The organism is Pseudomonas sp. NPDC086278 (assembly GCF_050280905.1).
In the GTDB taxonomy this organism is placed as follows: domain Bacteria; phylum Pseudomonadota; class Gammaproteobacteria; order Pseudomonadales; family Pseudomonadaceae; genus Aquipseudomonas.
Window position 1 is genome coordinate 1 of sequence record NZ_JBNNWE010000017.1, and the last position, 25,448, is coordinate 25,448.

A 25,448-nucleotide genomic window follows, 5' to 3' on the forward strand; every position below is an offset into this window, starting at 1 on the left:
CGGCAATTTCATGCAGGCGGCTGTACGTCTTGGCACTGGCGTCGGCACTATAAATGCCGGCTTGCGCGGCGCCGATGGCCAGCACGCTGGCGATGTCGAAGGCACTGACGATCTTGCCGCTGGCGCCGAGTTTGATCTTGTCGCGCAGGTTCAAGCCCACCAGCGTGTTGTGCACGAACAACAGGCCTTCGCGCAACGGCACGCCAATGTGGTCGGTGAATTCCACGGGTGCGGCGCCGGTGCCACCTTCCTTGCCATCGACGACGATGAAGTCCGGGAGAATGCCGGTTTCGAGCATGGCTTTGGCGATGCCCATGAACTCCCACGGGTGACCGAGGCAGAACTTGAAACCCACCGGTTTGCCGCCCGACAGTTCACGCAGTTGCTGAATGAAATGCATCATTTCGATCGGCGTCGAAAACGCGCTGTGCCGCGACGGCGAGACGCAGTCTTCGCCCATCATGATGCCGCGGGTTTCGGCGATTTCCTTGGTCACTTTGTGCTTGGGCAGGATGCCGCCGTGGCCGGGTTTGGCACCTTGGCTCATCTTGATTTCGATCATGCGCACTTGTGGCGTTTGCGCTTGGGCGGCGAAGCGTTCCGGGTCGAAGCGGCCGTCGGCGGTGCGGCAGCCGAAGTAGCCGCTGCCGAGTTCCCAGGTCAGGTCGCCGCCGTTTTCCCGGTGGTATGCGCTGATGCTGCCTTCGCCGGTGTCATGGGCGAAGTTGCCGAGCTTGGCGCCCTGGTTCAATGCGCGAATCGCATTAGCGCTCAGCGAGCCGAAACTCATCGCCGAAATATTGAACACCGACGCCGAGTACGGCTGGGTGCATTGCGGCCCGCCGACGATGACGCGGAACGCGCTCGGGTCGCTCAATGGCGCGGGACGCATCGAGTGGCCGATGAATTCGAAACCCGACTGATACACGTCGATCAACGTACCGAAGGGTTTGTCGGCGCTCTCGTTCTTGGCCCGCGAATAGACCAGCGACCGCTGGGCCCGGGAAAAGGGCAGGGCGTCGCTGTCGGATTCGAGCAGGTATTGGCGGATTTCCGGACGAATGCCTTCCACCAGGTAGCGGATATTGCCAAGGATCGGGTAATTGCGCCGCACCGCGTGCGGGGTTTGCAGCAGGTCGAATACACCGATCAGGCTCAGCACACCGGTGACGGCGGTGATCGGCCAGAGCCAGTCATGTTGCAGAAAGGGCAGGCTGGCGAGGGTAAAAATCACGCAAGCGGCAAAGAAGGCGTAACGGCTCAGGAGTGACAGGCTCATACGGTTTCCCTGGGTTCGGACTCGGTAGTTATCAGCGCAATCTGTGAATGCACAGAACTTGTGGGAGCGGGCTTGCTCGCGAAAGCGCTGGTCCAGTCGACATCAATGTTGAATGAAAGATAGCTTTCGCGAGCAAGCCCGCGCCCACATGAACAGCGGATCAGCGGTGTTTCAGGCATTTTGTGCCTGCAGGAATATCGAAAACAGCTCGGACTGGGACTTGATCCCCAGCTTGCTGTAGATGTGTTTCTTATGGACTTTCACGGTTTCGACGGAGATTTGCAGCTTACGGGCGATTTCTTTGCTGGAGCAACCGCTGAGCATCAAACGCCCGACGTCCAGCTCCCGCGCTGTCAGTTGCGCGCCTTTGAGTTGTTGCACTGAAGCTTCCAGCTGCACCCGCCAGTCAGGTTGCGGTGGCGACGGCGCGAGCGCCACGACTTCGTTGATTTCATAAGGTAACCGCTGGCGCAACAGGCCCAGCACCCACGGCTGGATCAGCGACAGCAAGGCAATCTGCTGGCCGCTGAAACGCTGCTTGCTGCCCAGTGACAGGCACAACGTGCGGTCGCCTTCGAGTTGGCAATTGAACTGGATTTCATCGGCCACCACATTCAGCCGAAAGTAGCGCTGGTAGTACTCGGTCAGCTCGAAGTGCTCTGGCGCCACCTCCGACAGGCGATAGAGCCCGGTGCGCGATTGCTCGCGGCACGCGATGTAGAACGGGTCGAGCAAGTACAAACCGCGCAAATAGTCCTGAAACAACTGATCGGGGCTGCCGTCCTCGGCGGGGCATTCGGCGAACACTTGTGGGTACTGGTCGGCGCTGAAAAGCAGGGCCACCCAGCTGTCGAAGGCCACGTACTGATCCAGCAGGCGCACCAGTTGCGTCCAGAAGTTGGGCTTGTCCAGTGCGTCGATCAGTTGCCCGACCGAACGGTGCCACGCGATGTCGTCTAACGAAAGTGTCATGCGTCTACCCCTAACGGGTTACCACAGCAGCGTGATTCCCCGGCCGCTGGCTTGCTGCGCATACTGGCGCACAGACACCAACCGGGCAATCTTTCTGCCAGCCCGGCGCACTCAAAAACAAGGAATACCGATGAAAGTCGAACTCGCCCAGTTGGCGGGCCGTGACAACGGCACTGCGTACAACCTCGAACGTGCCTTGGCGGCGATTGCCGCGAGCGCTGCCGACACGCAACTGATCGTCTTCCCGGAAACCCACTTGATGGGCTTTCCGAGCGCCGACACCGTGGCGCAAACCGCCGAACCGCTGGACGGCCCGACCGTCAGCGCGGTGCTGGCCGCTGCTCGCAAGCGCAACATTGCCGTGGTGATCGGCATGGCCGAGAACGACAACGGCCGCTTCTACAACACCACGCTGCTGATCACGCCCGAAGGCATCGCGCTGAAATACCGCAAGACGCATTTATGGGCTTCGGATCGCGGCGTGTTCGAGCCCGGCGACCGTTACGCCACCTGTGAGTGGAACGGTGTGCGGGTCGGCCTGCTGATTTGCTACGACATCGAATTCCCGGAAACCGCCCGCGCCCTGGCGCAACTGGGCGCTGAATTGCTGATCGTGACCAACGGCAACATGGACCCCTACGGCCCGACCCACCGCACCTCGATCATGGCCCGCGCCCAGGAAAATCAGGCGTTTGCGCTGATGGTCAACCGGGTGGAAGCGGGGGACGACGGGTTGATGTTCGCCGGCGGCAGTGCCCTGGTGGATCCGCTCGGCAGCGTGTTGTTCGAGGCCGGACGGGATGAAGGGCAATTTACGGTGGAGCTGGATTTCAGCCGGTTGGACGCGGCACGCAAGGACTATCGCTACCTGGATGACCAGCGGCTGAAATTGCCGGGGGAGGTTGTCGAGCAGGCTGGCGGATTGCGGGAGTTGCTGATTCCTGTGCGCTGATCCGGATGCTCTTTATCTGTGCTGGCCCCTTCGCGAGCAAGCCCGCTCCCACAGTAGTTCGCATTTTAGGTACACCACAAACCCTGTGGGAGCGGGCTTGCCCGCGAAGAGGCCCTGACAGACAACATACTGCTTGACCGATGGCCCCCAAAAAAACAAAGAACACCCGAAACTTTGCGCCGAACTCGGCTCTGCCATAAATCCAATAAAATTCGGAGTAGTCGCTCATGGCTCGTTTGCAACGCACCCTGTCATTGGGGTCGGTGGTGCTGTTTGGCATTGCCTACATGACGCCGATCATTGTGCTCGGCACCTTTGGCATCCTCGCTCAATCCACCGCTGGCATGGTCCCGGCCGCGTACCTTGCGGCATTGGTGGCGATGTTCTTCACCGCCATGAGCTACGGCCGAATGGCGTCGGCATTCCCCGTGGCCGGCTCGGCGTACAGCTATGTGCGCAAAGCCATCAGCCCCAAACTCGGCTTCATCGCCGGTTGGGCGGTGCTGCTCGATTACCTGTTCCTGCCGATGGCGATCTGGCTGATCGGCGCCGCTTACCTCAACTCCGCGTTCCCGGCCGTGCCGCAGTGGCTCTGGGTGTTGGCGTTCATCGGCATCACCAGCGCAATCAACATCGTCGGCCTGAAACTGGCCAACGGCATCAACGCCTTGCTGATGCTGGTGCAGGCGCTGGTATTGATCGCTTTTGTGGTGCTGTGCATCCATTACGTCGGCGGCGATGCGAGCACCCCGTTGTGGTCGATCAAACCGTTCTTCAACGGCGACATGCAAATGCCGCTGATCATGAGCGGCGCAGCCATCGCCTGTTACTCGTTCCTCGGTTTCGACGCGGTCAGCACCCTGACCGAGGAAACCCGAGATCCGCGCCGCACCATCCCGCGGGCCATCATGCTGATCACCCTGATCGGCGGGCTGATCTTCGTCAGCGTCTCGTACTTTGTGCAGATCGCCCATCCCTCGTTCCAGTTCGACAACGTCGACTCGGCGGCCTATGAAATCGCGCGCAACATCGGGGGCGACCTGTTCGTGTCGATCTTCCTTATCGGCCTGATCGTCGGCCAGTTCGCCTCGGGCCTCTCGGCGCAGGCCAGCGGTTCGCGTCTGCTGTTCGCCATGGGCCGCGACGGCGTGCTGCCAAAATCGTTCTTCGGCACCTTGCACGAACGCTTCGGCACCCCGGTCAACAGCATCCTGTTGTGCGCCGTCGTAGCGTTGCTGGCGCTGAAACTCGACGTCACTACTTCAACCTCGTTCATCAACTTCGGCGCGTTCCTCGCCTTCAGCCTGGTCAACCTCTCGGTGATCTTTCACTACTGGATCGGCGGCGAGAAAAAAGGCCCGCGCGAACTGGTGCTGTTCCTGGTGTTCCCGTTCATCGGCCTGGTGGCGGACTTGTGGCTGATGGTCAGCCTCGATCACCTGGCGATTTACCTGGGCCTGAGCTGGCTGGCGATTGGCGTGGTGTACCTGGCGGTGCTGACCGGCGGCTTCCGTCGACAGCCTCCGGAGATGGATTTCCAGGAAGCCACATAACGTCCTGACAGCGAAGAACCGCGTGGGAGCGGGCAGGCTCGCGAAGGGGCCGTGTCAGGCGACATTGTTCGCGACGGATACACCGCATTCGCGAGCCGGCCCGCTCCCACATTTGGATTGTGTTCAGGCAGCCGGTTTTGTCTGGTGCACGGGCAATTCGACTCGAAACGTGCTTCCTGCACCCACCTCGCTGCGTACCGAAATATCCCCCCGGTGTTTCTTCACGATGCCATAGGACAGGGACAAGCCAAGCCCTGTCCCCTGGCCCACCGGTTTGGTAGTGAAGAACGGGTCGAAGATTTTCTGCAGGCTGTCCGGCGCAATACCGGAGCCGGTGTCAGCCACCTCGATCCACACCCGTTCGCCCTCAAGCCCGGTGCGCAGGGTGATGGTGCCGCGCTGTGGGCCCATCGCCTGGGACGCATTGACGATCAGGTTCATGATCACCTGGTTGATTTGCGACGGCAGGCACTCGATGTCGGGCAGTTGCTGATACTCCTTCAGCACATCGGCCTTGTACTTGAGTTCATTGGCGACGATGTTCAGGGTCGATTCGATACCCTGTTGCAGATTGGTCCACTGCCATTCCTGGTTGGAATCCACCCGGGAGAAGTCCTTCAGGTCTTTGACGATCTGCCCTACCCGGTTGATGCCCTCCTTGGATTCCTTGATCAGCAACGGAATGTCCTCGCGCAGAAACTCCAGTTCGATCCGTTCCCGTAACTGCCCGAGCCGTTCGATCACCTCAGTAGACGTCATTGCCTCTTCGGCTTCGCGATAGGCGTCGAGCATTTCCTGCAGTTGCTTGAAGTAGCCGTCAAGACTGCCAAGGTTGGAGGAAATGAAGCCGATGGGGTTGTTGATTTCATGGGCGACCCCGGCGGCCAATTGCCCCAGTGAGGCGAGTTTTTCCGATTGCACCAGTTGCGATTCAAGCTGTTTGCGCTCGTCGATTTCGCGCTGCAACGCCTCGCTGGCCTCTTTGAACTCGGTGGTGCGCTGGTCCACCAGATGCTCCAAGTGGCTCATCTGAACAAAGGCACGCTCGGTCATCTCCCATTTGGTCAGCAACGTGTTGGCCATCTGCTGGACTTCGATGTTGTCGACGGTTTTTTCAGGATCAGCAAACGATCATGGGCTTGCAGTCGGTCCAGCAGTTCATCCCAGGAATAGTCGGAGTACGCGGTACACACCACCACTTGCAGGCGCGGGTCTTCCTGCCACAGATGTTCGATCGTCTGTGCGCCGTCCCAGCCCTCAGGCATGCGCATGTCGACGAACGCGAGGGCGTAGGGGTGGTTTTCCTGCAAGGCCTGAGTGAGTTTGTCCAAACCTTCCTGGCCACCAAAAGCCGAATCCAGCTCGAACAGGGTACGGGTGGATTTGACTTCACTGCCAAACAGCGTGGCTTCCATCTCGTCCAGTTCGACGTGCTGCATCGAAACCGGTGTGAGGATCTTGCGAAAGTCGTCATGAATGGACGGCGTGTCGTCGATCAGCAGGATGCGCCGGTTTGAAAGTTCACTCATGCCTCCTCCGGAACGGTTTTCAGCGGGATCTGCAGGGTGAACTGCGCGCCCTTGCCGGGTCCGTCGCTGTGGGCGCTGAGGTGGCCGTTCATTTCTATTGCCGCGAGTGCGCAGCTGTGCAGACCAAAACCGTGACCTTCCTTGCGGGTGGTAAAGCCGTGGGCAAAGATGCGCGTCATGTTCTCCGGCGCGATGCCTTCGCCATCATCCTTGACGCTGATCTGCAGGGTGGCGTCTTCGACTATTTTCACCCCCAGGGTCATCTGTCGCGGACGATTGCTGAGGTCGGACATGGCGTATTTGGCATTGCTGATGAGGTTGATCAGGATCAGCAGCAACCGGTGTTTGTCGCCCATGACCTGCGGCACTTCGTTGTACTCCTTGACCACTGTGACCTGGTGCCGGGTCAGGGCGCCGGCGTTCATGCGCAGCGCGTCTTCCAGCAGTTCGCTGATGTGCAGCGGTTCCATCAGGCTGTTGGCGCCGGCGTAGGATTGCTGGGTGGCGACAATGTCCTTGATGTGGTCGACGCTTTTGGTCAGTCGGGCCAGTTCCTCGGTCATGCTCTGTTGTTCGAGCGCAATGGCATCCACCAGTTGATTCAGGTAGCCGGGCAGCAACTTGCCTTTCTCGTCCTGCGCCAGAAAAGTACCCAGGTCGCTCTGGTGTTCGTTAATCAACTGCATCGCCTTGCCCAACCCCTGGGCCTTGCTGTTGCGCAGTTTCCGGCTAACCAGGTCGGCGGAGATGTTCACGCTGTTGAGCACGTTGCCGACGTTGTGCAACACATTGGTGGCGATTTCGGCCATGCCGGCCTGACGCGCGGTGTCCAGCAGTTCGCTCTGGGTATCCTTGAGCTCGCGGGTGCGTTCTTCGACCCGTTTTTCGAGGTCATCATTGGCGGTATTCAGGGCTTTGTTGACGCGATTGATCACGGTGAAACTGCGCATCAAATGAATCGCCAGGTACACCAGCAACATCACCAGCAGCACCGAAAACACCAGCATGTAAAAGTGATAACGCTGGTCGATCGCATCGGTACGCTGCTGATCGTTGTTCAGCAGATTGGTGATGTCGTCCAGCCGGTCGGCCACGGGAGTGGCCTCAATGTTTTCCAGCAAGCGGTTGACCACCGGTTGTTCACGCAGGATCAGCTCGATGTGATTACTGAGAACATCCAGCGGACCGTGCAATGGCTCCGGCAGTCGCAGTTTGTTCACTTGCAGTTTGCCTAACCCCACGAGGATTTCGGCGGCCTTGTCGTCAGAGATGACCATGGCGAACTCCATGGTGCTGAGGACGAGGTCATAGGTGTCGTTGGCGATGTATTGCAGTTGCAGTTTGTCTACGTCCTGCAACTGGGCGAGGGGTTGCTGAATGTCGTCTTCGGCGGTCGGCATATACGCCAGTGAGTTGCGCAATACGGCATTGTGGGACTTGAACCGCTCCACCAGCCGGGTCTTTTCCTCGATGGCGCCAAGGTACGCATCATGGCTGGCCTGCCAGGCGGGCGAGTCGCTACGGCTGTGATTCGATTTCATCGTGTCGAACCGATCCCACAGTGACGTCATCTCGGCCAGCGGCGTAACCAGCGGATCGTAGTTGTGGTTGATCGCGATCCTGGCCTTGAGGATTTCCGTTTCCCACTGCGCATTCAGCTGTTTCATTCGGGAAATCAGATCCCGGGACTCCGTGTACGTCGACGTCTGGTTCGAGTTGGATTTGAGGTACAGAAACAGCAGTGTCGAGGCCAGTATCACGGCCACGATACCGAGGAGCGCCAAACTGCGTCGGCGGGACATTTTCATAATGGCTTGCCCTCCCATTCGCCGGTCAGGGTCTTGAGGAATTTGATGATCAGCACCTTGTCCTCGGCGGAGGGGATGCGCCCCAGCTGAAACGTGAACATCACGTCCACGGCCTCGTCGAGGGTTTTGGCCGAACCGTCGTGAAAGTACGGCGCGGTTACGGCGACGTTCCTCAGGCTCGGGACCTTGAACACGTTGCGGTCCTCTTCGTCCTTGGTGACCAGGTAGCGGCCCAGGTCGGTTTCGGTAACGTTGCCTCGGGTTTTGAAATAATCACCCATCACGCCGAACTTCTGGAACATGTTGCCGCCGATGTTGACCCCCTGATGGCAGGCGATACAGCCGTAGTCCTTGAAGCGTTGGTACCCGTACTTCTCGTCGCTGCTGAGAATGTCGGTATTGCCTTGCAGGTATTGGTCGAAGCGTGAGTTGGCACTGATCAGCGTGCGCTCGTAGGTGGTCAGGGCGTTTTGCACATTGCTCATGGTCACGCCGTCGGGGTAGGCCTCACCGAACGAGGTTTGATAGGCCGCATCGGCGGACAGCATTTGCACCACGTGTTCCCAGTTGCTGCCCATTTCACTGGGGCTCTGCACCACTTCGTGGATCTGAGTTTCCAGGGTGTCGGCGCGGCCGTTCCAGAATTGCCGGAAGTTCAGGCTGGCGTTGAACACGCTGGGGGTGTTAACCCCCACCGGAAGGCCCGCGAAACCGATGGAAAACGCCTTATTGTCGGCACCGCCGTTCTCCAGTCGATGACAACTGGCGCAGGACAGGCTGTTGTTGACCGACAAGCGTGGCTCATTGAACAACTGGCGACCGAGTTCGACGCGCAGAGGGTTTTGCTGCGGCACGGCCGGCAGCGGTTTGAGCGGCTCGTCCAGTGGCGCGCCGCTGGCCGTCAGGCAGAGCCCGAGCAGAGGCAACAGAAGCAGACGGTGAAGAAATGGCGACATCTTGTAGTTCCTTGGCTGATAGCCCGTGTGTCGCTGCTTATCGATCATGTGGCGGCAGGGGGCGGGGAGTTCACCGACGTCAGGTACTGCACAAAGGCGTCCGGGGCCACGGCTTTGCTGAAGTAGTAACCCTGGCCTTCCTCGCATTGATGGGCCTTGAGGAAATCCAGCTGTTCGAGGGTTTCCACCCCTTCGGCGATGATGGTCAGCTTGAGGCTCTTGCCCAGGCTGATGATGGCGCTGACCAGGGCTGCGTCATTGCTGTCACGGCTCAGGCCGCGAATGAACGACTGATCGATTTTCAGCACGTCGATGGGAAAACGTCGCAGGTAACTCAGGCTGGAATAACCGGTGCCAAAGTCGTCGATGGCCAGCCGCACCCCCAGTGCCTTGATCCGCTTCAGGGCGGTGACAGTGGTATCGACGTTCTGCATCAGCACGCCTTCGGTGATTTCAAGCTCCAGCAACGACGGGTCCAGACCGGTTTGTTCGAGGACCAGCTCAATGCCTTCGACAAAACCTCGTTGGCGGAAATCGATGGCCGACACATTGACTGACATGCACAGCCTCGGCAGCCCCTGCGCCTGCCAGGCGCAGGCTTGTCGACAGGCCTGGCGCAGAACCCATTTGCTCAACGGCACGATCAGGCCGCTGTCTTCGGCCACGCCAATGAAATCCGACGGGTAGACCCAGCCATCCCCCGGTTTCAGCCAGCGGATCAGTGCCTCGGCACCCACCACCTCACCGGTGCCCAGGTCGAGCTTGGGCTGGTAATGCAGCACAAATTCGTCCCGCTCCAATGCCAGGCGAATGCCCGACTCGATGGTCTGCTGGTCCCGGGCGCGCTGGTTCATTTCTTCGATGAAAAAGCGGAAGTCGTTGGGGCCGCTTTCCTTGACGTTGCGCATCGCGGTCTCGGCTTTCTTGATCAGTGCGATGGCATCGAAGCCATCATCGGGGTAGATGCTGATGCCCAGGCTGGCGGTCACGCTCAGGTCATGGCCGGCGATGTGCTGGGGCGTGCCGATGGCGTTCAAGAGTTTTTCGGCGATGCCTTTGGTCTGCAGGGGATGGTGGATATCGGCGAGGATCACCACGAACTCATCAGAACCGTAGCGAAACACCGAATCGGATTCGCGCACCGTGGACACCAGGCTTTGCCCGACCCGCTTGAGCATCTCGTCACCGGCCGGATGGCCCAGGGCATTGTTGATGCGCTTGAAGCGATCAAGACCCAGAAACACCACCGCCAGTTGCTTGTCATGGCGGCGGGACAACGCCAGGGATTGATTCAGCCGATCACCCAGCAACGTGCTGTTAGGCAACTCGGTCAAGACGTCGTATTGCAGCAGGTGGGACACCTTGAGCAGTTCGTGGACCCGCGCCTCGATGGTTTCCTCCAGGCTCTGCACTTTCGTCTCCGCGTCCTGGGTCATCTGCCATTTCCAGGTCAGGGCGCTGGCCATCTGGCGGATTTCCAGACTGTCGAAGGGTTTTTTCAACACCAGCAACTGGTCGCCAAACTCCAGCCGTTCAGCCATGTCCTCCCAGCTGTAATCCGAATAGGCGGTGCACAGCGCGATTTGCAGATGCGGGTCGACTTTCCAGAGTTGCTCGATGGTTTCCAGCCCGTCCCAGCCCGGCGGCATGCGCATGTCGATGAACGCCACGGCGTAGGGACGCCCTTCGTCCTGGGCTCGCTTGACCATTTCGAGGGCTTCCTGGCCCTGGTAGGCGGAATCGAGCTGGAAGGTGAGCCGAGCCTGCTGTTGCGTGCCGAACAGCGCCTCTTCAGTGCCGGCGAGGAGCTGTTCGTCTTCGGTGTCGGGGCCGAGGATCTTGCGAAAGTCCTGATGGATCGACGGCGTGTCGTCAATGATGAGGATGCGCCGGTTGGTCTGGACGGACGGAGCTTTCATTCGTTGCCCTCCGTGGCGTGCGGATTGTCCTGAATCGGTCCGGTGTGGTGGATCGGGGGCATGATGCTGCCGGCTTTGAGCAATTGGGCGGCTTGTTGGCTGCTGACCGCTTTACTGAAAAAGTAACCCTGAGCGTTCATTGGCGAGCCTGTGGCCATCAGCGAATTACGCTGTTCCTGGGTTTCGACACCTTCGGCAATGATTCCAATCCCTACTTCGCGAGCGAAGTTGATGATTGCGCGCAACGTGTTGGCACTCGCCGGGTCGCGGGCAGCGGTGTCGATGAAGGCCTGGGCGAGTTTCAGGTGATTGACCTGATAGGTCTTGAGGTAGTCGAACGAGGAGTATTCGGTGCCGAAGTCGTCGATGGCGATCTTCACTCCCAGCTCACGCAGGCGCGGCAGCACATCGTTATGGGTCCATTTGGTCTGGGCCAGGGTCGCTTCGGTGACATCGAAGCGCAGGTCCCAAACGCACAATTCCCAGCGCGCGGTGGTGCGCAGTACGTCGTAGATCAGCTCGGATCCGCTTTTCAGTTGGGCCAGGGACAGCTTGATGGCAATCACCGGCGGCGCCACGCCCTTCGTCGCGCCACTGGCGCATTTGCTGGCAGGCGCGATCCAGCACCCAATGACCGAGGGCGATGATGGCGCCGGTTTTTTCCGCGGTCGGCAGGAACGCCGGCGCTTCCAGCAAGCCACGCTGGGGGTGGTTCCAGCTGACCTGGGCTTCCATGCCGAGAATCTTGCCGCTGCTCAGATCGACTTCCGGCCAGTAATTGAGTTCGAGTTCTCCATGTTCGATGGCGGCCTTCAAGTCGCTGGCGATGGTCATGCGCTCGACCACCTCCTGATTGATCTCCTCGGAATGGAAGTGGTACTGATTGCGGCCCTTTTCCTTGGAGCGATAGAGCGCCATGTCGGCCTGGTTCAGCAGGCCTTCGGCGCTGGTGATGAGCGGCGAATAGCTGCTGATGCCGATGCTGACCGATACGCGCACGTCGTTGCCGGCCAGCGAGTAGGGCAGCACCAGCGTATCGCGGACCTTGCCGGCCAACGCCGCCGACTGGGTCGGGTCGCTGACGTCCAGTTGCAGGATGGCGAACTCGTCGCCGCCGAGGCGGGCGACCAGGTCGTTTTCGCGCACGCAGGCTTTGATGCGCCGCGCCACTTCCTGCAGCAACAGATCGCCGACCGGATGACCGAGGGTATCGTTGATCCGTTTGAAGTGATCGAGGTCCAGGTAGAACATCGCGAACGGAGTAGCGCCGCGGCGCGCGGCGGCGAACGCCTGGTGCAGGCGCTCGATCAAGGTGGCACGGTTGGCCAGCCCCGTCAGTCCGTCGGTTCGGGCCAGCAGGGCGATTTTCTCTTCGGCGACCTTGCGTTCAGTGACGTCGATGATGATGCCTTCGACTTCCAGCAAACGTCCTTCATCGTCGCGCACCGGGATGTAGCGGTTTTCGACCCAGCGCCAGGCACCGTCGCCGGTGCGCATCCGGAACTCGATGGAGGCACCCGCTGCATGACGGTCCAGCACCTGGGCCATGGCGATGTCGACTTTCGATTGATCGTCGGGATGGATCAACTCCTGGGCCCAGTTGGCCGAGGCGACCAGGTTCGCCGCGACGTGACCGTATTTGGTGATGTTGTGGGAGATGTACATCAGCGGAAACGACGGTTCGCCCCGTAGCCGATAGAGAATGGTCGGGCTGTTCTGCACGATTATGTTGGCGTCGGACAGCTCCCGGGTGCGTTCTTCGACGGCCTGTTCCAGCAGCGACATCTTCAGTTCGGCGTCTTCGGTCATCTGCCATTTGGCGGTGAGGGCGCTGGCCAGTTGACGGATTTCGATGGCATCAAAAGGTTTTTTGAGGATCAGCAGCCGATCGCCCAGCTCCAGGCGTTCATCGATGTCTTCCCAGGAATAGTCGGAATAAGCGGTACATAGCGCCACTTGCAGCTTGGGATCGACCTGCCACAGCCGCTCGATGGTTTCCAGGCCGTCCCAGCCCGGCGGCATGCGCATATCGATGAAGGCCATCGCGTAGGGCTGCTCGTTGACCAGCGCTCGCTCGACCTTGTCCAGTGCTTCGAGGCCCTGGAAGGCAGAATCGAGCATGAAACTTTGCAGGGGGGCGGTCGCTTGGGTCCCGAACAGGGTTTTTTCAGCGTTGATCAGCTCATCGTCATCGGTCGATAGCGGGCTGAGGATCTTGCTGAAGTCCGCATGAATCGAAGCGGTGTCGTCGACGATAAGAATCCGACGGTTGGTCCGCTCCAGCAGCGTATTCATAGGCCTACGCCGGTAGCGGTAGCAGTGTGGTGCGCTGTGCTCATTTGGGGATTCCTTTCCCTGATCACATGGCAACGGTGCAGATAATGGATCCGAGTGAACAGAGCATAGTCGCCCGTGGAGCACTTCGCCCGGCCGACGCAAAGGAATCATTTCCACGGGCCTGGCTGAAAATCATCTAGCCTGTAGCTCAGGCATGGCCAGAAACGGAATGTTCTGGCTGATGACTGACGCAACAATGCCCGATTCGCTTGAGGTAATGCCATGGAAGAGCAACTGCCCACGACTGTCAGCTATAAACCCACGGTTTTGCTGGTCGACGATGAGGAATCGATCCTCAATAGTCTGCGCCGGCTCTTGCGCGGCCAGCCCTACGACGTGCTGCTGGCCACCAGCGGAGCCCAGGCCCTCGATATCATGGCGAAACAGCCCGTCGACCTGGTAATAAGCGATGCACGCATGCCCGATATGGACGGCGCGACGTTGCTGACGCACATTCACCAGCGCCATCCCGAGACACTGCGCATTCTGCTCACCGGTTATGCCGACCTGACAATGATCGTCAACGCGATCAACGAGGGGCAGATTGACCGCTACATCAGCAAACCCTGGAACGATGAGGAATTGCTGCTGACGCTACGCCAATCCCTCGCCTACCAGCATTCCGAGCGCGAGCGGTTGCGTCTGGTGCAGGAGACGTCGGACCGGAACCAGCAATTGAAGTTACTCAACGCGACCCTGGAAAAACGCGTCGCGTCCCGCACTGCCGAGCTGCAGCAGACCGCCGACATGCTCGACCTGGCCTACGAAGAGCTTAAACACAGCTACGTCACCGGCACCGAGGTGTTTTCGCTGCTGGCCAACCTGCGTTTGCCGCCGGCCAAGCAGACGAACCGGCAGATCATCGAACTGGTGCGGGTGTACTGCAAACGTCATGATTTGGACGAAGGCAGTACCCGCGACCTGACCATGGCCGCGGCGCTCTATAACATCGGCAAGCTGAGCTGGACCGACAGCATGCTGACCGCGCCTGCTGACCTGCTGTACCACAGCGATAAGGAACGCTATCGCGGTTATCCGAAGCAGAGCGAATCGCTGCTGATGACCCTCGATCCGATGAAAGATGCCGCTCGCCTGATCCTTCACCATCAGGAGCGCTGGGATGGCACGGGTTTCCCCGACCGGCTCAAGGGCGAGGCGATTCCGCTGGGTTCGCGGTGGCTGAAACTGGCGGTGGATTTCATCGAGTTGCAGCGTGGGCTGATCCTTGAGCGCCAGATGAACAGCGATGAAGCCCTGGTTTATATCCGCCAGTACGCCGGTCGTCTCTACGATCCTGATCTGGTGGAGGACTTCATTCAGGTCTGCGCCGCCTACCTGAGCGATGTGTCGCTGGCCGATCCGACGGTCAAGGTACTGACTCCCCGGGACCTGGTGGCCGGCATGATTCTGGCGCGCAACCTCAATGCGGATAACGGCATGCTGCTGCTCAATGCGGGCAAGGTGCTGAGTGGGCTGCTGGTGGAGAAACTGATCGCGTTCGAGGCGATGGAAGGAGCGAAATACAGCGTTTTTGTGAAAGTGCCTGAAGACGTGGAGGGTGCAAGCCTCGAGGCGAGTCCGGTGGTCCAGGCGCAACACTGAACCCCTGTGGGGGGGACAGCTATTTTCCTCGTGACGACGCCCCGGCATCGATGTGATCCTTTGCGTCTTTCACCCAGGGCCCTTCAGATCCATGACCTTTTCCACCGCCACTTCCCCCCGCATCATCCGCATCGCCGCCGCGCTGTTGATCGGTCCCGACGGCCGCACCTTGCTGGTACGCAAACGCGGCACCGAAGCTTTCATGCAACCGGGTGGCAAGATCGAAGCCCATGAGCAACCGGTTCAGGCTCTGGCCCGTGAGCTGGAAGAAGAATTGGCGTTGATCATCGAGCCCGCGCTTGCCACTTACCTGGGGCAGTTCTCGGCGCCGGCCGCCAACGAGCCGGGTTTCGTGGTACAGGCCGAGCTGTTTTTGCTGACGATTGATACGCCGGTTTCGCCTGCTGCGGAGATTGAAGAGGTGCGCTGGATCGATCCGGCCACCGACGGCGATGTCAGCTTGGCGCCATTGACACGGGACCTGATCCTGCCGTTTTATCGGGCTTCGCTTATCGCCACCGGCTGAGCGTCCACGGACCAAGGACCGCCCCATGATCCCGCTTCAAGACGTGCTGATTTTCGCCGCCGCCGCGTTGCTGATGGTGCTGACGCCAGGGCCGAACATGATCTACCTGATTTCCCGTTCGATCTGCCAGGGGCGCAAGGCCGGGGTCACGTCACTGCTCGGCGTGGTCGCGGGATTTTTTGTGCACTTGTTCGCCGCCGCTGCCGGTTTGACCGCGGTGTTTCTGGCCGTGCCGATGGCCTATGAAGTGTTGAAATGGGCCGGCGCGTTGTACTTGCTGTGGCTGGCCTGGCAGGCGGTCAAGCCCGGTGCGCGGTCGCCGTTTGAAGCACAGCAGTTGCCGCCGGATTCGTCGCGCAAACTGATCACCATGGGCTTTCTCACCAGTGCGTTGAATCCGAAGATCGCGGTGTTCTATCTGTCGGTGTTCCCGCAGTTCATCAGCCCTGAGCATGGCTCGGTGTTTACCCAAAGCCTCATTCTTGGCCTGACGCAGATCAGCGTCAGTTTCTGCGTCAACCTGCTGATCGCGCTGTTCGCGGCGGGCATCGCCTCGTGGTTCGTCAGCAACCCGACCTGGCTGGCAGTGCAGCGTTATTTCATGGGTTTTGTGTTGGCCGCGCTGGCGGTGCGGCTGATGCTTGAGCAACGAAGGGTGGCGTGAACATGTGGATCGAACGGCTGGATGCCAGCCATGCGCTGGACTATCGGGCACTGATGCTCGAAGCCTACGACTTGCATCCGCAGGCCTTCACCTCCAGCGTGCGTGAGCGCGCGGCGATGCCGTTGAGTTGGTGGGAGTCGCGCCTGACCAGCAAGCTGGATGTGGTGCTGGGTGCGTTCGAAGCAGGAACGTTGGCCGGCATCGTCGGCCTTGCTTTTGAACCCCGGGAAAAGGCCCGGCACAAGGCAACCCTGTTCGGCATGTACGTGTCGGCCGATTTTCGTCAGCACGGCTTGGGTTTTGAACTGGTGCAAGCCGTGCTGGCCGAGGCGCAAAACCATCCTTCGCTGAAACTCATTCAGCTCACCGTCACCGCCGGCAACGACGCCGCGTTCAACCTGTACCAGCGTTGCGGCTTCATCCAGTTCGGCCTGGAACCGCTGGCGGTGCGGGTCGGCGAGGATTACTTCGACAAAATCCATATGTGGCGTGAGATCACTGCGGAACCTGAAGTGTAAACGCTACTGTGGCGAGGGGGCTTGCCCCCGTTGGGCTGCGAAGCAGCCCTAAAACCATCCACCGATTTCCTCAAGTAAACCGCATTCCCCAGATTTACGACTGCTGCGCAGCCGAACGGGGGCAAGCCCCCTCGCCACAGTAAATGGGGGCTGTCAGAAAAATTGATCAGCGAACAGCGCTCACACCATCGAGTGTCGAGAACGACGTATCTTTCGCCGTCAGCAAAAAATCGCGCATGTACGGCGCATCCAGCATGTCGGCGCGAATGCCCGCGTACAGCGTCGCAAACAAGCCTTTTTCGCCCAGCCGCTTGGCTTTCACGTAACCGCGTGAGCTGTATTCGTGCAGCGCCCAATGCGGCATGCCGCACACGCCGCGTCCGCTGGCGACTAACTGCATCATCATCACCGTCAGCTCCGAGGTGCGCACCTGCGCCGGTTCGATGTCGGCCGGTTCGAGGAAGCGGGTGAAGATGTCCAGCCGATCACGTTCCACCGGGTAAGTGATCAGGGTTTCCGTGAGCAAGTCTTCGGGCACGACGTAGGCCTTGCTCGCCAACTTGTGCTGATTGGCGACCGCCAGCATCGCCTCATAGGTGAACAGCGGCACGTAGGTGATGCCGGCGATTTCCAGCGGATCGGAGGTCACCACCAAGTCCAGATCACCGCGAGCCAGGGCCGGCAGCGGCGCGAAGGCGAAGCCCGAGGCCAGGTCGAGTTCGACTTCCGGCCACGCATCGCGGAACTGGTCGATGGTCGGCATCAGCCACTGGAAACAGCTGTGGCACTCGATTGCCATGTGCAGGCGCCCGGCGGTGCCGCCGGCCAACCGCGCGATGTCGCGCTCGGCGCCACGCAGCAGCGGCAGAGTGGCGTCGGCCAATTGCAGCAGGCGCAAACCGGCGCTGGTGAAGCGCACCGGTTTGGTCTTGCGCACAAACAACTGCATGCCCATGCGCTCCTCCAGTTCCTTGAACTGGTGGGACAGGGCGGACTGCGTCAGGTGCAGCCGGTCGGCGGCATCGACCAGGCTGTCGGCTTCGCGCAAGGCGTGCAGGGTCTTCAGGTGACGGATTTCAAGCACCGGCTGGCTCCATGAGGAAAACTTGTGATCAACACGAAAAGGTTGAGTTTGTCTCATGTTGGTTGGGCTGTCGACAATAGCGCCATCTTTTACAGGGAGAAACACACCATGGCTCTGGCCCACACATTAGGTTTTCCGCGCATCGGCGCTGACCGCGAACTGAAAAAAGCCCTCGAATCCTACTGGAAGGGCGACCTCGATCAGCACGCGCTGAACAGCGTCGGTCGCCAATTGCGCGCCACCCATTGGCAGTTGCAGAAAGACGCCGGCATCGACCTGCTGCCGGTCGGCGACTTCGCCTGGTACGACCAGGTCCTGACGCATTCCCTGGCGTTCGGAGTGATTCCCGAGCGTTTCGACAGCACCCGGGATGAGCGCGGCCTGCCGACCCTCGACACGCTGTTCGCCATGGCCCGAGGCGCGACCGCAAGCTGCTGCGGCGGCGAACATTCCACAGCGCAATACGCCCAGGAATTGACCAAGTGGTTCGACACCAACTACCACTACCTGGTCCCGGAATTCAGCGCTGACCAGCCATTCAAGCTGAGCTGGGAACAACTGTTCGACGAAGTCGACGAAGCCAAGGCCCTGGGCCACAACGTCAAACCGGTGATCATCGGCCCGCTGACCTACTTGTGGCTGGGCAAAGCCAAAGGCAACGACTTCGACAAACTCGAGCTGCTGGAACGCCTGCTGCCGGTGTACAACGAAATCCTCGTGCGTCTCGCCGAGCAGGGTGTGGAATGGGTGCAGATCGACGAGCCGATCCTGACCCTCGACCTGCCGCAAGCCTGGAAAAATGCCTTCGAACGCGCCTATCACATCCTTCAATACTCGCCGCTGAAAAAACTGCTGGCGACCTACTTCAGCGGGCTGGAAGACAACCTTGGCCTGGCCGTGAGCCTGCCGGTGCAAGGCCTGCACATCGACGCGGTGCGTGCGCCGGATCAACTCGGTCAGGTGCTGGATCGCCTGCCGACCTACAAGATTCTGTCGGTCGGGCTGGTCAACGGTCGCAACGTCTGGCGCTGCGAACTGGAGCCTGTTCTCGCGCAACTGCAATCGGCGCAGGAACGCTTCGGCGACAACCTCTGGGTCAGCAGTTCCTGCTCGCTGCTGCACAGCCCGGTGGACCTGGAGCGCGAAGACAAGCTCGACCCGGAACTGAAATCCTGGCTGGCCTTCGCCGTGCAAAAGTGCGGCGAGATCGCGGTGCTGCGCGATGCCCTCAACGACCCGCAATCGCCCAAAGTGCACGCGGCACTGGCCGAGAGCCGGGCGATTCAGGCCAGTCGTGCGCAATCGCCACGTATTCATAAAGCTGAAGTTCAGGCCCGAATCGCTGCCATCGATGCAGCGCACAGCCAACGTCATTCACCGTTCGCCAAACGCATCGAACAGCAGCGCGCGCGCTTGCAGCTGCCGGCGTTCCCGACCACCACCATCGGTTCGTTTCCGCAGACCGGTTCGATCCGTCTGGCGCGTCAGGCGTTCAAGCAAGGCAAGCTGTCGGCCAACGATTACACCGACGCCATGCACAGCGAAATCCGCCACGCGGTGCAAGTCCAGGAACGCCTGGGCCTGGACGTGCTGGTACACGGGGAAGCCGAACGCAACGACATGGTCGAATACTTCGCCGAGCAGTTGGACGGCTACCTGTTCACCCGTTTCGGCTGGGTGCAGAGCTACGGGTCGCGCTGTGTGAAACCGGCGATCATTTATGGCGATCTCAGCCGTCCGAAGGCGATGACGGTCGACTGGATCACTTACGCACAGAGCCTGACCGACAAGGTCATGAAAGGCATGCTCACCGGCCCCGTGACCATGCTGATGTGGTCGTTCCCCCGTGAAGACGTGTCACGCAAGATCCAGGCGCAGCAGTTGGCGCTGGCCCTGCGCGACGAGGTGGTGGACCTGGAAACCGCCGGCATCAAAATCGTCCAGATCGACGAAGCTGCGTTCCGCGAAGGCCTGCCGCTGCGCCGGGCACAATGGCCGCACTACCTGGACTGGGCGGTGGAAGCGTTCCGCTTGAGCGCCAGCGGGGTGCGCGACGAAACCCAGATTCATACCCACATGTGCTACAGCGAATTCAACGACGTGATCGAGTCCATCGCGGCCATGGACGCCGACGTGATCACCATCGAAACCTCGCGCTCGGACATGGAGTTGCTGGAGGCGTTCAAAGCTTTCGATTACCCGAACGACATCGGGCCGGGCGTCTACGACATCCACTCGCCACGTGTGCCGGACACCGCCGAGATGGTCAAGTTGATGAGCAAAGCCGCGAAGCGCATTCCTGCCGAGCGGTTGTGGGTCAACCCCGATTGCGGCTTGAAGACGCGGGCGTGGCCCGAGACCGAAGCGGCATTGGTCAACATGGTGGCGGCGGCGCGGCAACTGCGAAGCCAGTTGGCGTAAACACCCGGACGGGAGCGGACACACCGCTCCCGTTTTACGTTCTAGAGGTGCTCGAAGTGTTTGAGCGCCGGGGACTGTTTGCCGATGTCGGCGTAGGGCAGCGCGGCATTGTCGGCGTGGGTCACGAACCGGTGCTCCGGCAGTTTCAGGTGCGCCTTCTCGAACTGCCTGAACCCAGGGTTTGCGTCGGAATAATGGAAGTGCGCGTACCACAGCAGCTGCGCCGGGGTGTGGCTCAGGTCGCGTATTTCATACTCCTGCATGAAGTCGTTGCGCCCATCCGCACGTTTGCCCAGGCGCTGCAAAGGCTGGTTCTTGCGGATGTCGATGAGCGTCACCGCATCGGTGTTTTGCCCCATGAGGTCGTCGAGCATTCCGTCAGTCGGTTTACGGCTGCTCAGGGATTGCCGGGTACGCAGTTGCCGTCCGAGGGCTCTGAGTTCGCCCGCCTTGTCGCGCAGCTGTTGAATGAGCGGGTGGGTGGCGGAGGCTTGCTCTATGAGCACGGCGCGACGGAGCAGTTCGTCGGCTTCGCTGATCATCATGTGTTCCAGGTCGACCGGCAGCATGTCTTGCCCGGCATACGCCTGGACCTTGGCCTGGTACGTCGGCTGGTAGTGCAGACGTGCCCGGGCGTCGGCCACCAATGTCGCCAGATCCGTTTGAACCGGCGCCGATGCTTGTGGGTTCAACAGACGGAATTTGCCGTTGCTGCCCTGTTCCCAGATTTCGTCGTAACCGCCGCGCCCCGTCATCACGTACTGGTGTTTTTGGGTGGTCGGTTCCCAGCGTTCGACGCCGATCAGCAACTGGCCGTCTTCGCTCGTAAAGACTTTCTTGTCACTGCGGCCCGCAGGCGTGGCGGCCGTTGGCAGCTCAATGCCCTTGCGTGCCCGTTCGGCCATCTTGTCGATGCCCGTCAGCAGCGGTTCAACCGCATCCAGGTAAAAGTGTTGCGGGTAGCTGGACGTCCAGACCTTCATTTCACGCCGGAACTGACTGTACAGCTCGAGGCAGTCCAGGAGGATCCGGTTGCGCTGTGCCTTGCTCAAGCTGACTTCGGGCAGGCTGAATTGGGTGAACAGGGCGCGATCGACCTTGGCTCGCAGGCCTTCGGCCTGGCCATGCAGATACAGCCAGGACACATCGCCGATGCTGTCGAAACGCTTGACGGTTTCCAGCAAGTGACCGGTTTTCAGATAAAGCAGGTTGGCTTCGCTGAGGCGCCCGTTGAGCATCGTGACTTCGGGCTTGAGCTCTGTGCGGTGCGAACTGACTGTGATGCGCTCGTACCAGTGATTGAGGTCGAGCATCAGGTCTTCGATTTCGTCCAGTTGCTGCAACAGCTCGACACGCGTCTGGCGGGTCTGCGCCAGAATGTCCAGGCGCTGGCTGCTGGCATCCGGCGCCAGATGGTCCAGGCGGTCCGTCAGCCCTTCGATTCGGGCGAGGATCGGGTCGCCCCGATGGTTGGCGAAGTACACGCGATGTTTGTAGCGGTCAGCCAGCAGCACCGCGTTGTTGCTTTGCATTTCGATCAGCATCCGGCGTTTGTTGCCGTGGGTCAGGGGCCGCAAATCTTCCAGGGTACGGTAATGCCGGCCGGCCATTTCAATGTCCGCTTTGCACGCCGCCTCGGCAGCGGCCATCAGTGAGGGGCGCTCGGCCACCGGGCTGTCGATGTACCTTTCGATGGTGGTGCTGCTGCGTGAAACCTGCTCGTTGAGGCGCACGGACAGGTCATCGGCGGCGTTGGTCAGTTGGTTATGACGGCGATAGACCTGATCAGCCCACCAGCGCGGCAATCGCTGGCGAATGGCCTGCGGCCAGAGCGGATCGAGTGCGTCGGCCATGTGCCCGAGCATGGCGCCGCCGCCGAGCCCGCCGCCTTCGACCGTGGTGCCGTAGACGCCGAACCAGGTGTCCCATTGCCCCGTTTCATCCAGCGCAATCGGCTGTTTGTAAGTGGCTCGGCGGGTGCCGCGCAGGCGCCAGTTACGCGAATCGTTGCTGCGCTGTACCTGAAAGATGCGGCCCTGACGCACGATGAAGTCGCCGTCGGCGTGCCGGTAGATGTTGCGGTAAAGGCCATGGCTGGCCGGGTGCAGACCGACCAGCGAGATCGGTTGTTCATACTCATAGCCGACGAAGCGTCTGGCCACGTGGCGGGCCTGACGTATCGAGGGCGTGTGCAACGCTGCGCTGCTGCTGGCCAGTGCGCGCAGCTGTCGGGCACGGGTCAGGGCGCGGACCTCGCTTGCAATCAACGAGGTGGTGAACTCACCGGGCGCCAGGTCCATGGCCGCGTCGATCAATGACAACAGCACTGACTCGACTTCCGTCAGCCCGTCACCCACGGCACCGCGCAAAAAAGCGGCCACGGCCTTGTTCGCGCTGTTCCAGGCATCGTAAAGCGCCACCCCCGTGCCGACGAAGGGCACCACGCCCAAAGCCATCTTCATGTAATTGAATGCCCTCGGACCGCTGAGGGCATAGCGCTCCAGGTACAGCGCATCGTTGGCGCGTGATGTGCCGCGATGGGCTTCGATCAGGCGTCCCATGTGAGCATCGAGCAGATGCGCCGCCAGGGAGGTCGTTTTCGGCCAGGGTATTCCGACGCCGATCATGGCGTCGAAGTGTTTGAGCACGGCCTGATCGATGCGGCTGATGTGAGCCGGCACCTTGCCGTGCAAGGCCCGCCCGGCCAGATACGCGACCATTTCGCTGTGCAGGCACAGGTTGAACAGGGCCTTGCGGGCCGACTCCAGCGTGTCGTAACGACGCAGGAACTGACCGTCGGGGCTATCGGGCAAATAAAGCAGGGTCACGTGGCTGATCTGTTCTTCAATGAACGTCACGCCGGACAAGGTCGTCGGTCCGTCGTTGGGGGTGTCCTTGCCGCCAGCGCTCAGGTACGCCGGCCGGAGCACGATGCGTTTGCCATCCGCCTCCCAGGCTTGGGGCGTCGCGGCGGTGATGGCGATGTCGAACACCTGCCAATCGTTCTGGTCGATCTGTTTGCGCAGGTGCGCGCAGGTGCCCTGCAAGGTCAGCATGAGGCGCCAGGGTTCTAGCAGGCATTCGCGGCGATGCTCATAAACGTAGGCAGGCTCGCTGTCCGATCCGCTGAAGGCCTCGCGGATCAGCGTTTCGTAGGCGCGGGGCAGATCCAGTTCGGGCAACACTTTGCGCAGCCAGGGCAGGGTGATGCCGCTGGCCAATGCCTGTTGGTCGCTGGGGTCAGCCGCCGTGACGTCCACCCGCATGAAGCCCAGGCGCAGCGCCAGTGGTTCCAGTTGCATCGAGGGGGTGTTGTCGATATTGAGCTGGGCGAGCGCTTCGAGTGACAGCTTGCTACGGGTTTTGCTGGGGATCGCGACGAGTTTTTGCGGAGTGCCGGGGGCTGCGCCGTGCGCCAGTTGTTTTTTTAGCGAGACCGCGTCGGGCAAATCCAGTTGCACGTCGAAATGCCCGTTGGCCGCGAAGTCGGTTCGCAGGCGGGCATGCAACTGTTTGCGGGTGAATTCGTCACGGGGCGGCAGGGCCATTTCCAGCTGCTCGTGACTGCGGCGCATGGCCACCAGCCAGGCCTCGAATACGGTCTTGAGTCGGGCGCGCTCGGGTGGCCGCAACGTGGTCAGCCAGGCGGGGCGCAGGCTAAAAAGGGCGACGCTGCGGTGTTCTTCCAGGGTGTGTGCGAATGCCAGGTTTCGTGCCGCTTGCACCGGGACTTGCAGGCTGGCCACGGTGGCCTTGCGCAGCTTTTGCAGTTGCTCGGCACGCTCTACAGCCTGCGCGGCATCAGGGGTGTGCGTGCGTATGTGCGCGGCTGTTTCTTCGAAGTCGGTGGTTTGTCGATCAAGGCTGAACCACAGCGGGTCGGCGTCAATGGTCGTCAGCTGCAACGACAGCACCGGGTCCTGTGGCTGAATCTTGAACACTTGCCATTCCAGCGCCGTGCGATTGGCGAACCGTTGCAAGCCGCCGCCGGTCCCGGGCCAGTACAGCAACAGACGGCTTGGAGCAGCGCCGTCGAGCCGCGCGCCAGTGATGACGAACGGACCCGCAAGCGCTTGGGTCGTGACGGTGCCGGTTGGCCCCTTCATCGACAGCGTCAGGCGGGCCGCGGTGATGCGGGCATCGCGATCCGCCGCGTTTGGTGTGTCCAGCACCGCGTTGATCCAGCCGAACTCATCGCTGTCGAGCTGATTGAGGTCGCGCTGCAATTCGGACTCGGCCCGCAGGCCATTCCTGTGCGCCTGATACAGCGCGCTGAATTCGCGGTTGACCGTGGCAAAGTCGAGGACTCGCGGTCGGTCAGTCAGCGCAGCGGCGGCCTTGTCGGCAGCTTGCTCCGACGTCTCAAGCCGCGCCATTGCTGCCTTGAATGCCGAGAGTCGGTCGCTGTCGACCTCCGTGCCCAACAGCGTATCGAGCGCGTCACGCTGTCGGTTCAGTGACGCCTGGCGCAGGGGCCAGGGGATGTCGGCAAACAGGTTGTCGAACAGGGACGGTTGGTCGTTATCAAGCGCTGGCCATTGCGGGTCAGGCGGCGTGGCGAAAATGACGGTATTCGCGTGATGCGGTCGTAACAGCAGTTCGGTAATGCCCGCCGTCATCGGCTCGGTGTTCGTGGAGTACTCGAAGCGAAAGTCTTTATCCGGCAGGCCCTGCGGGATCAGCGATTGCCCAGACAGCCACGCCTCCATGTCGCTGCGCTGATGAAAAAACTGAATGGGCACAGGACGGCTGGGCAGGTACAGCCACTGCGCGACAGGGGGGTGGTCACCCACGCTGATCACCCAGGCAGCGGGGAATTTCAGCGCGCCGCTGTCACTCAGAATCAGGGTCATGTGTTCGGTACGCAGGGCCTGACTTTCCGGATGCTGCCCCTCGGCGGGCGGATCGATGATCAGCAGCAACGGTTTCAACTGTTCGGCAGTCAGGCTCCGGCGGGCGAACGCCACTTGCGCGCACGCCTCGAAATGGCGGCGGTACAGCTGGCCGGCCTGCTCGCGCCGGGACATCGGCGTCCCCGGAGCCCGGGCGTCCCAGTAGCTGTTCCAGTGTTCGCCGACGGATTGCGGGGCACGGTGACTCCTCAGTGGCGCGGCGGCGAACAGCGCTTGCAATGCCTGGCTGGCTTCGCGCCAGCGCCGGGTGGCGTGCAGCAGCAGGCTGTCATCGGGATTGTTCTTCAGGGGCGAATGGGCCGTCGTCGCGATCGGCGCGGAGAGGGGCAGGGTTTCATACATGGCTACGTGGCTCTGTGCGGTGGAGCGGCGTACCCGCTCTTGAGTCGCTCCATTAGAGGAAACTTGCGGCGGT

The 25,448-nt window shown here is 60.9% G+C and carries 14 protein-coding genes and 2 pseudogenes; 7 read left to right on the top strand and 9 right to left on the bottom strand.

Going from position 1 to position 25,448, the window contains the following annotated elements; all coding sequences use genetic code 11:
* On the bottom strand, nt 1-1,279 hold a 1,279-nt coding region (locus ACQKP4_RS07605), incomplete at its 3' end, for an FMN-binding glutamate synthase family protein (RefSeq protein ID WP_427631870.1).
* Nucleotides 1,280-1,450: 171 nt separating this feature from the next.
* Complete coding sequence (locus ACQKP4_RS07610) at nt 1,451-2,251, bottom strand: response regulator transcription factor (RefSeq protein WP_427631872.1); 801 nt, start codon at nt 2,249-2,251, stop codon at nt 1,451-1,453.
* Between the two features lie 130 nt (nt 2,252-2,381).
* On the opposite strand from ACQKP4_RS07610, the gene ACQKP4_RS07615 reads away from it, so the two are divergent.
* Together ACQKP4_RS07615 and ACQKP4_RS07620 are read left to right on the top strand one after the other, a co-directional pair.
* A complete protein-coding gene (locus ACQKP4_RS07615; protein ID WP_427631874.1) occupies nt 2,382-3,203 on the top strand; it encodes a carbon-nitrogen hydrolase family protein in 822 nt (273 codons plus the stop codon).
* A gap of 227 nt (nt 3,204-3,430) precedes the next feature.
* Entirely contained in the window at nt 3,431-4,756 is a 1,326-nt protein-coding gene (locus ACQKP4_RS07620) for an APC family permease (RefSeq protein ID WP_427631876.1), read from the top strand.
* 123 nt (nt 4,757-4,879) lie between these two features.
* Here the strand turns inward: ACQKP4_RS07620 and ACQKP4_RS07625 are convergent.
* From ACQKP4_RS07625 to ACQKP4_RS07645, 5 genes and pseudogenes are all read right to left on the bottom strand, one after another.
* Nucleotides 4,880-6,285 (bottom strand): annotated as a pseudogene (locus ACQKP4_RS07625) (ATP-binding protein).
* Nucleotides 6,282-8,093, bottom strand: coding sequence for a DAHL domain-containing protein (locus ACQKP4_RS07630; protein WP_427631878.1), 1,812 nt, complete (start codon nt 8,091-8,093; stop codon nt 6,282-6,284). Before ACQKP4_RS07630 ends, ACQKP4_RS07625 begins: the two are co-directional and overlap by 4 nt.
* Nucleotides 8,090-9,049, bottom strand: a complete 960-nt coding sequence (locus tag ACQKP4_RS07635) for a cytochrome-c peroxidase (RefSeq protein ID WP_427631880.1) — start codon at nt 9,047-9,049, stop codon at nt 8,090-8,092. Before ACQKP4_RS07635 ends, ACQKP4_RS07630 begins: the two co-directional genes overlap by 4 nt.
* Nucleotides 9,050-9,093: 44 nt before the next feature.
* Nucleotides 9,094-10,968: a putative bifunctional diguanylate cyclase/phosphodiesterase gene (locus tag ACQKP4_RS07640; RefSeq protein ID WP_427631882.1), complete on the bottom strand. Its 1,875-nt coding sequence runs from the start codon at nt 10,966-10,968 to the stop codon at nt 9,094-9,096.
* Nucleotides 10,965-13,263: pseudogene (locus ACQKP4_RS07645) on the bottom strand (EAL domain-containing protein). Before ACQKP4_RS07645 ends, ACQKP4_RS07640 begins: the two are co-directional and overlap by 4 nt.
* A gap of 264 nt (nt 13,264-13,527) precedes the next feature.
* Between ACQKP4_RS07645 and ACQKP4_RS07650 the strand changes: the two are divergent.
* The 4 genes from ACQKP4_RS07650 to ACQKP4_RS07665 all read left to right on the top strand — a co-directional run bounded on the left by ACQKP4_RS07650 (nt 13,528) and on the right by ACQKP4_RS07665 (nt 16,615).
* Nucleotides 13,528-14,907 (top strand): HD domain-containing phosphohydrolase, encoded by a 1,380-nt coding sequence (locus ACQKP4_RS07650; RefSeq protein WP_427631884.1) that lies wholly within the window; start codon nt 13,528-13,530, stop codon nt 14,905-14,907.
* A gap of 91 nt (nt 14,908-14,998) precedes the next feature.
* Entirely contained in the window at nt 14,999-15,433 is a 435-nt protein-coding gene (locus ACQKP4_RS07655) for an NUDIX hydrolase (RefSeq protein ID WP_427631886.1), read from the top strand.
* 25 nt (nt 15,434-15,458) lie between these two features.
* Complete coding sequence (locus tag ACQKP4_RS07660; protein ID WP_427631888.1) at nt 15,459-16,097, top strand: LysE family translocator; 639 nt, start codon at nt 15,459-15,461, stop codon at nt 16,095-16,097.
* Between the two features lie 2 nt (nt 16,098-16,099).
* Nucleotides 16,100-16,615 carry a GNAT family N-acetyltransferase gene (locus ACQKP4_RS07665; protein WP_427631981.1) on the top strand — a complete coding sequence of 172 codons (516 nt, stop codon included), beginning with the start codon at nt 16,100-16,102 and terminating at the stop codon, nt 16,613-16,615.
* Between the two features lie 166 nt (nt 16,616-16,781).
* Here the strand turns inward: ACQKP4_RS07665 and metR are convergent, their stop codons facing one another.
* Complete coding sequence (metR, locus tag ACQKP4_RS07670) at nt 16,782-17,699, bottom strand: transcriptional regulator MetR (RefSeq protein ID WP_427631890.1); 918 nt, start codon at nt 17,697-17,699, stop codon at nt 16,782-16,784.
* Between the two features lie 108 nt (nt 17,700-17,807).
* On the opposite strand from metR, the gene metE reads away from it, so the two are divergent.
* On the top strand, nt 17,808-20,120 hold the full coding sequence (metE, locus tag ACQKP4_RS07675) for a 5-methyltetrahydropteroyltriglutamate--homocysteine S-methyltransferase (RefSeq protein ID WP_427631892.1): 2,313 nt from the start codon (nt 17,808-17,810) through the stop codon (nt 20,118-20,120).
* A 41-nt stretch (nt 20,121-20,161) separates the two neighbouring features.
* Here metE and ACQKP4_RS07680 read toward each other — a convergent pair whose 3' ends face one another.
* Nucleotides 20,162-25,375: a hypothetical protein gene (locus ACQKP4_RS07680; protein WP_427631894.1), complete on the bottom strand. Its 5,214-nt coding sequence runs from the start codon at nt 25,373-25,375 to the stop codon at nt 20,162-20,164.
* Nucleotides 25,376-25,448: the final 73 nt, after the last annotated feature.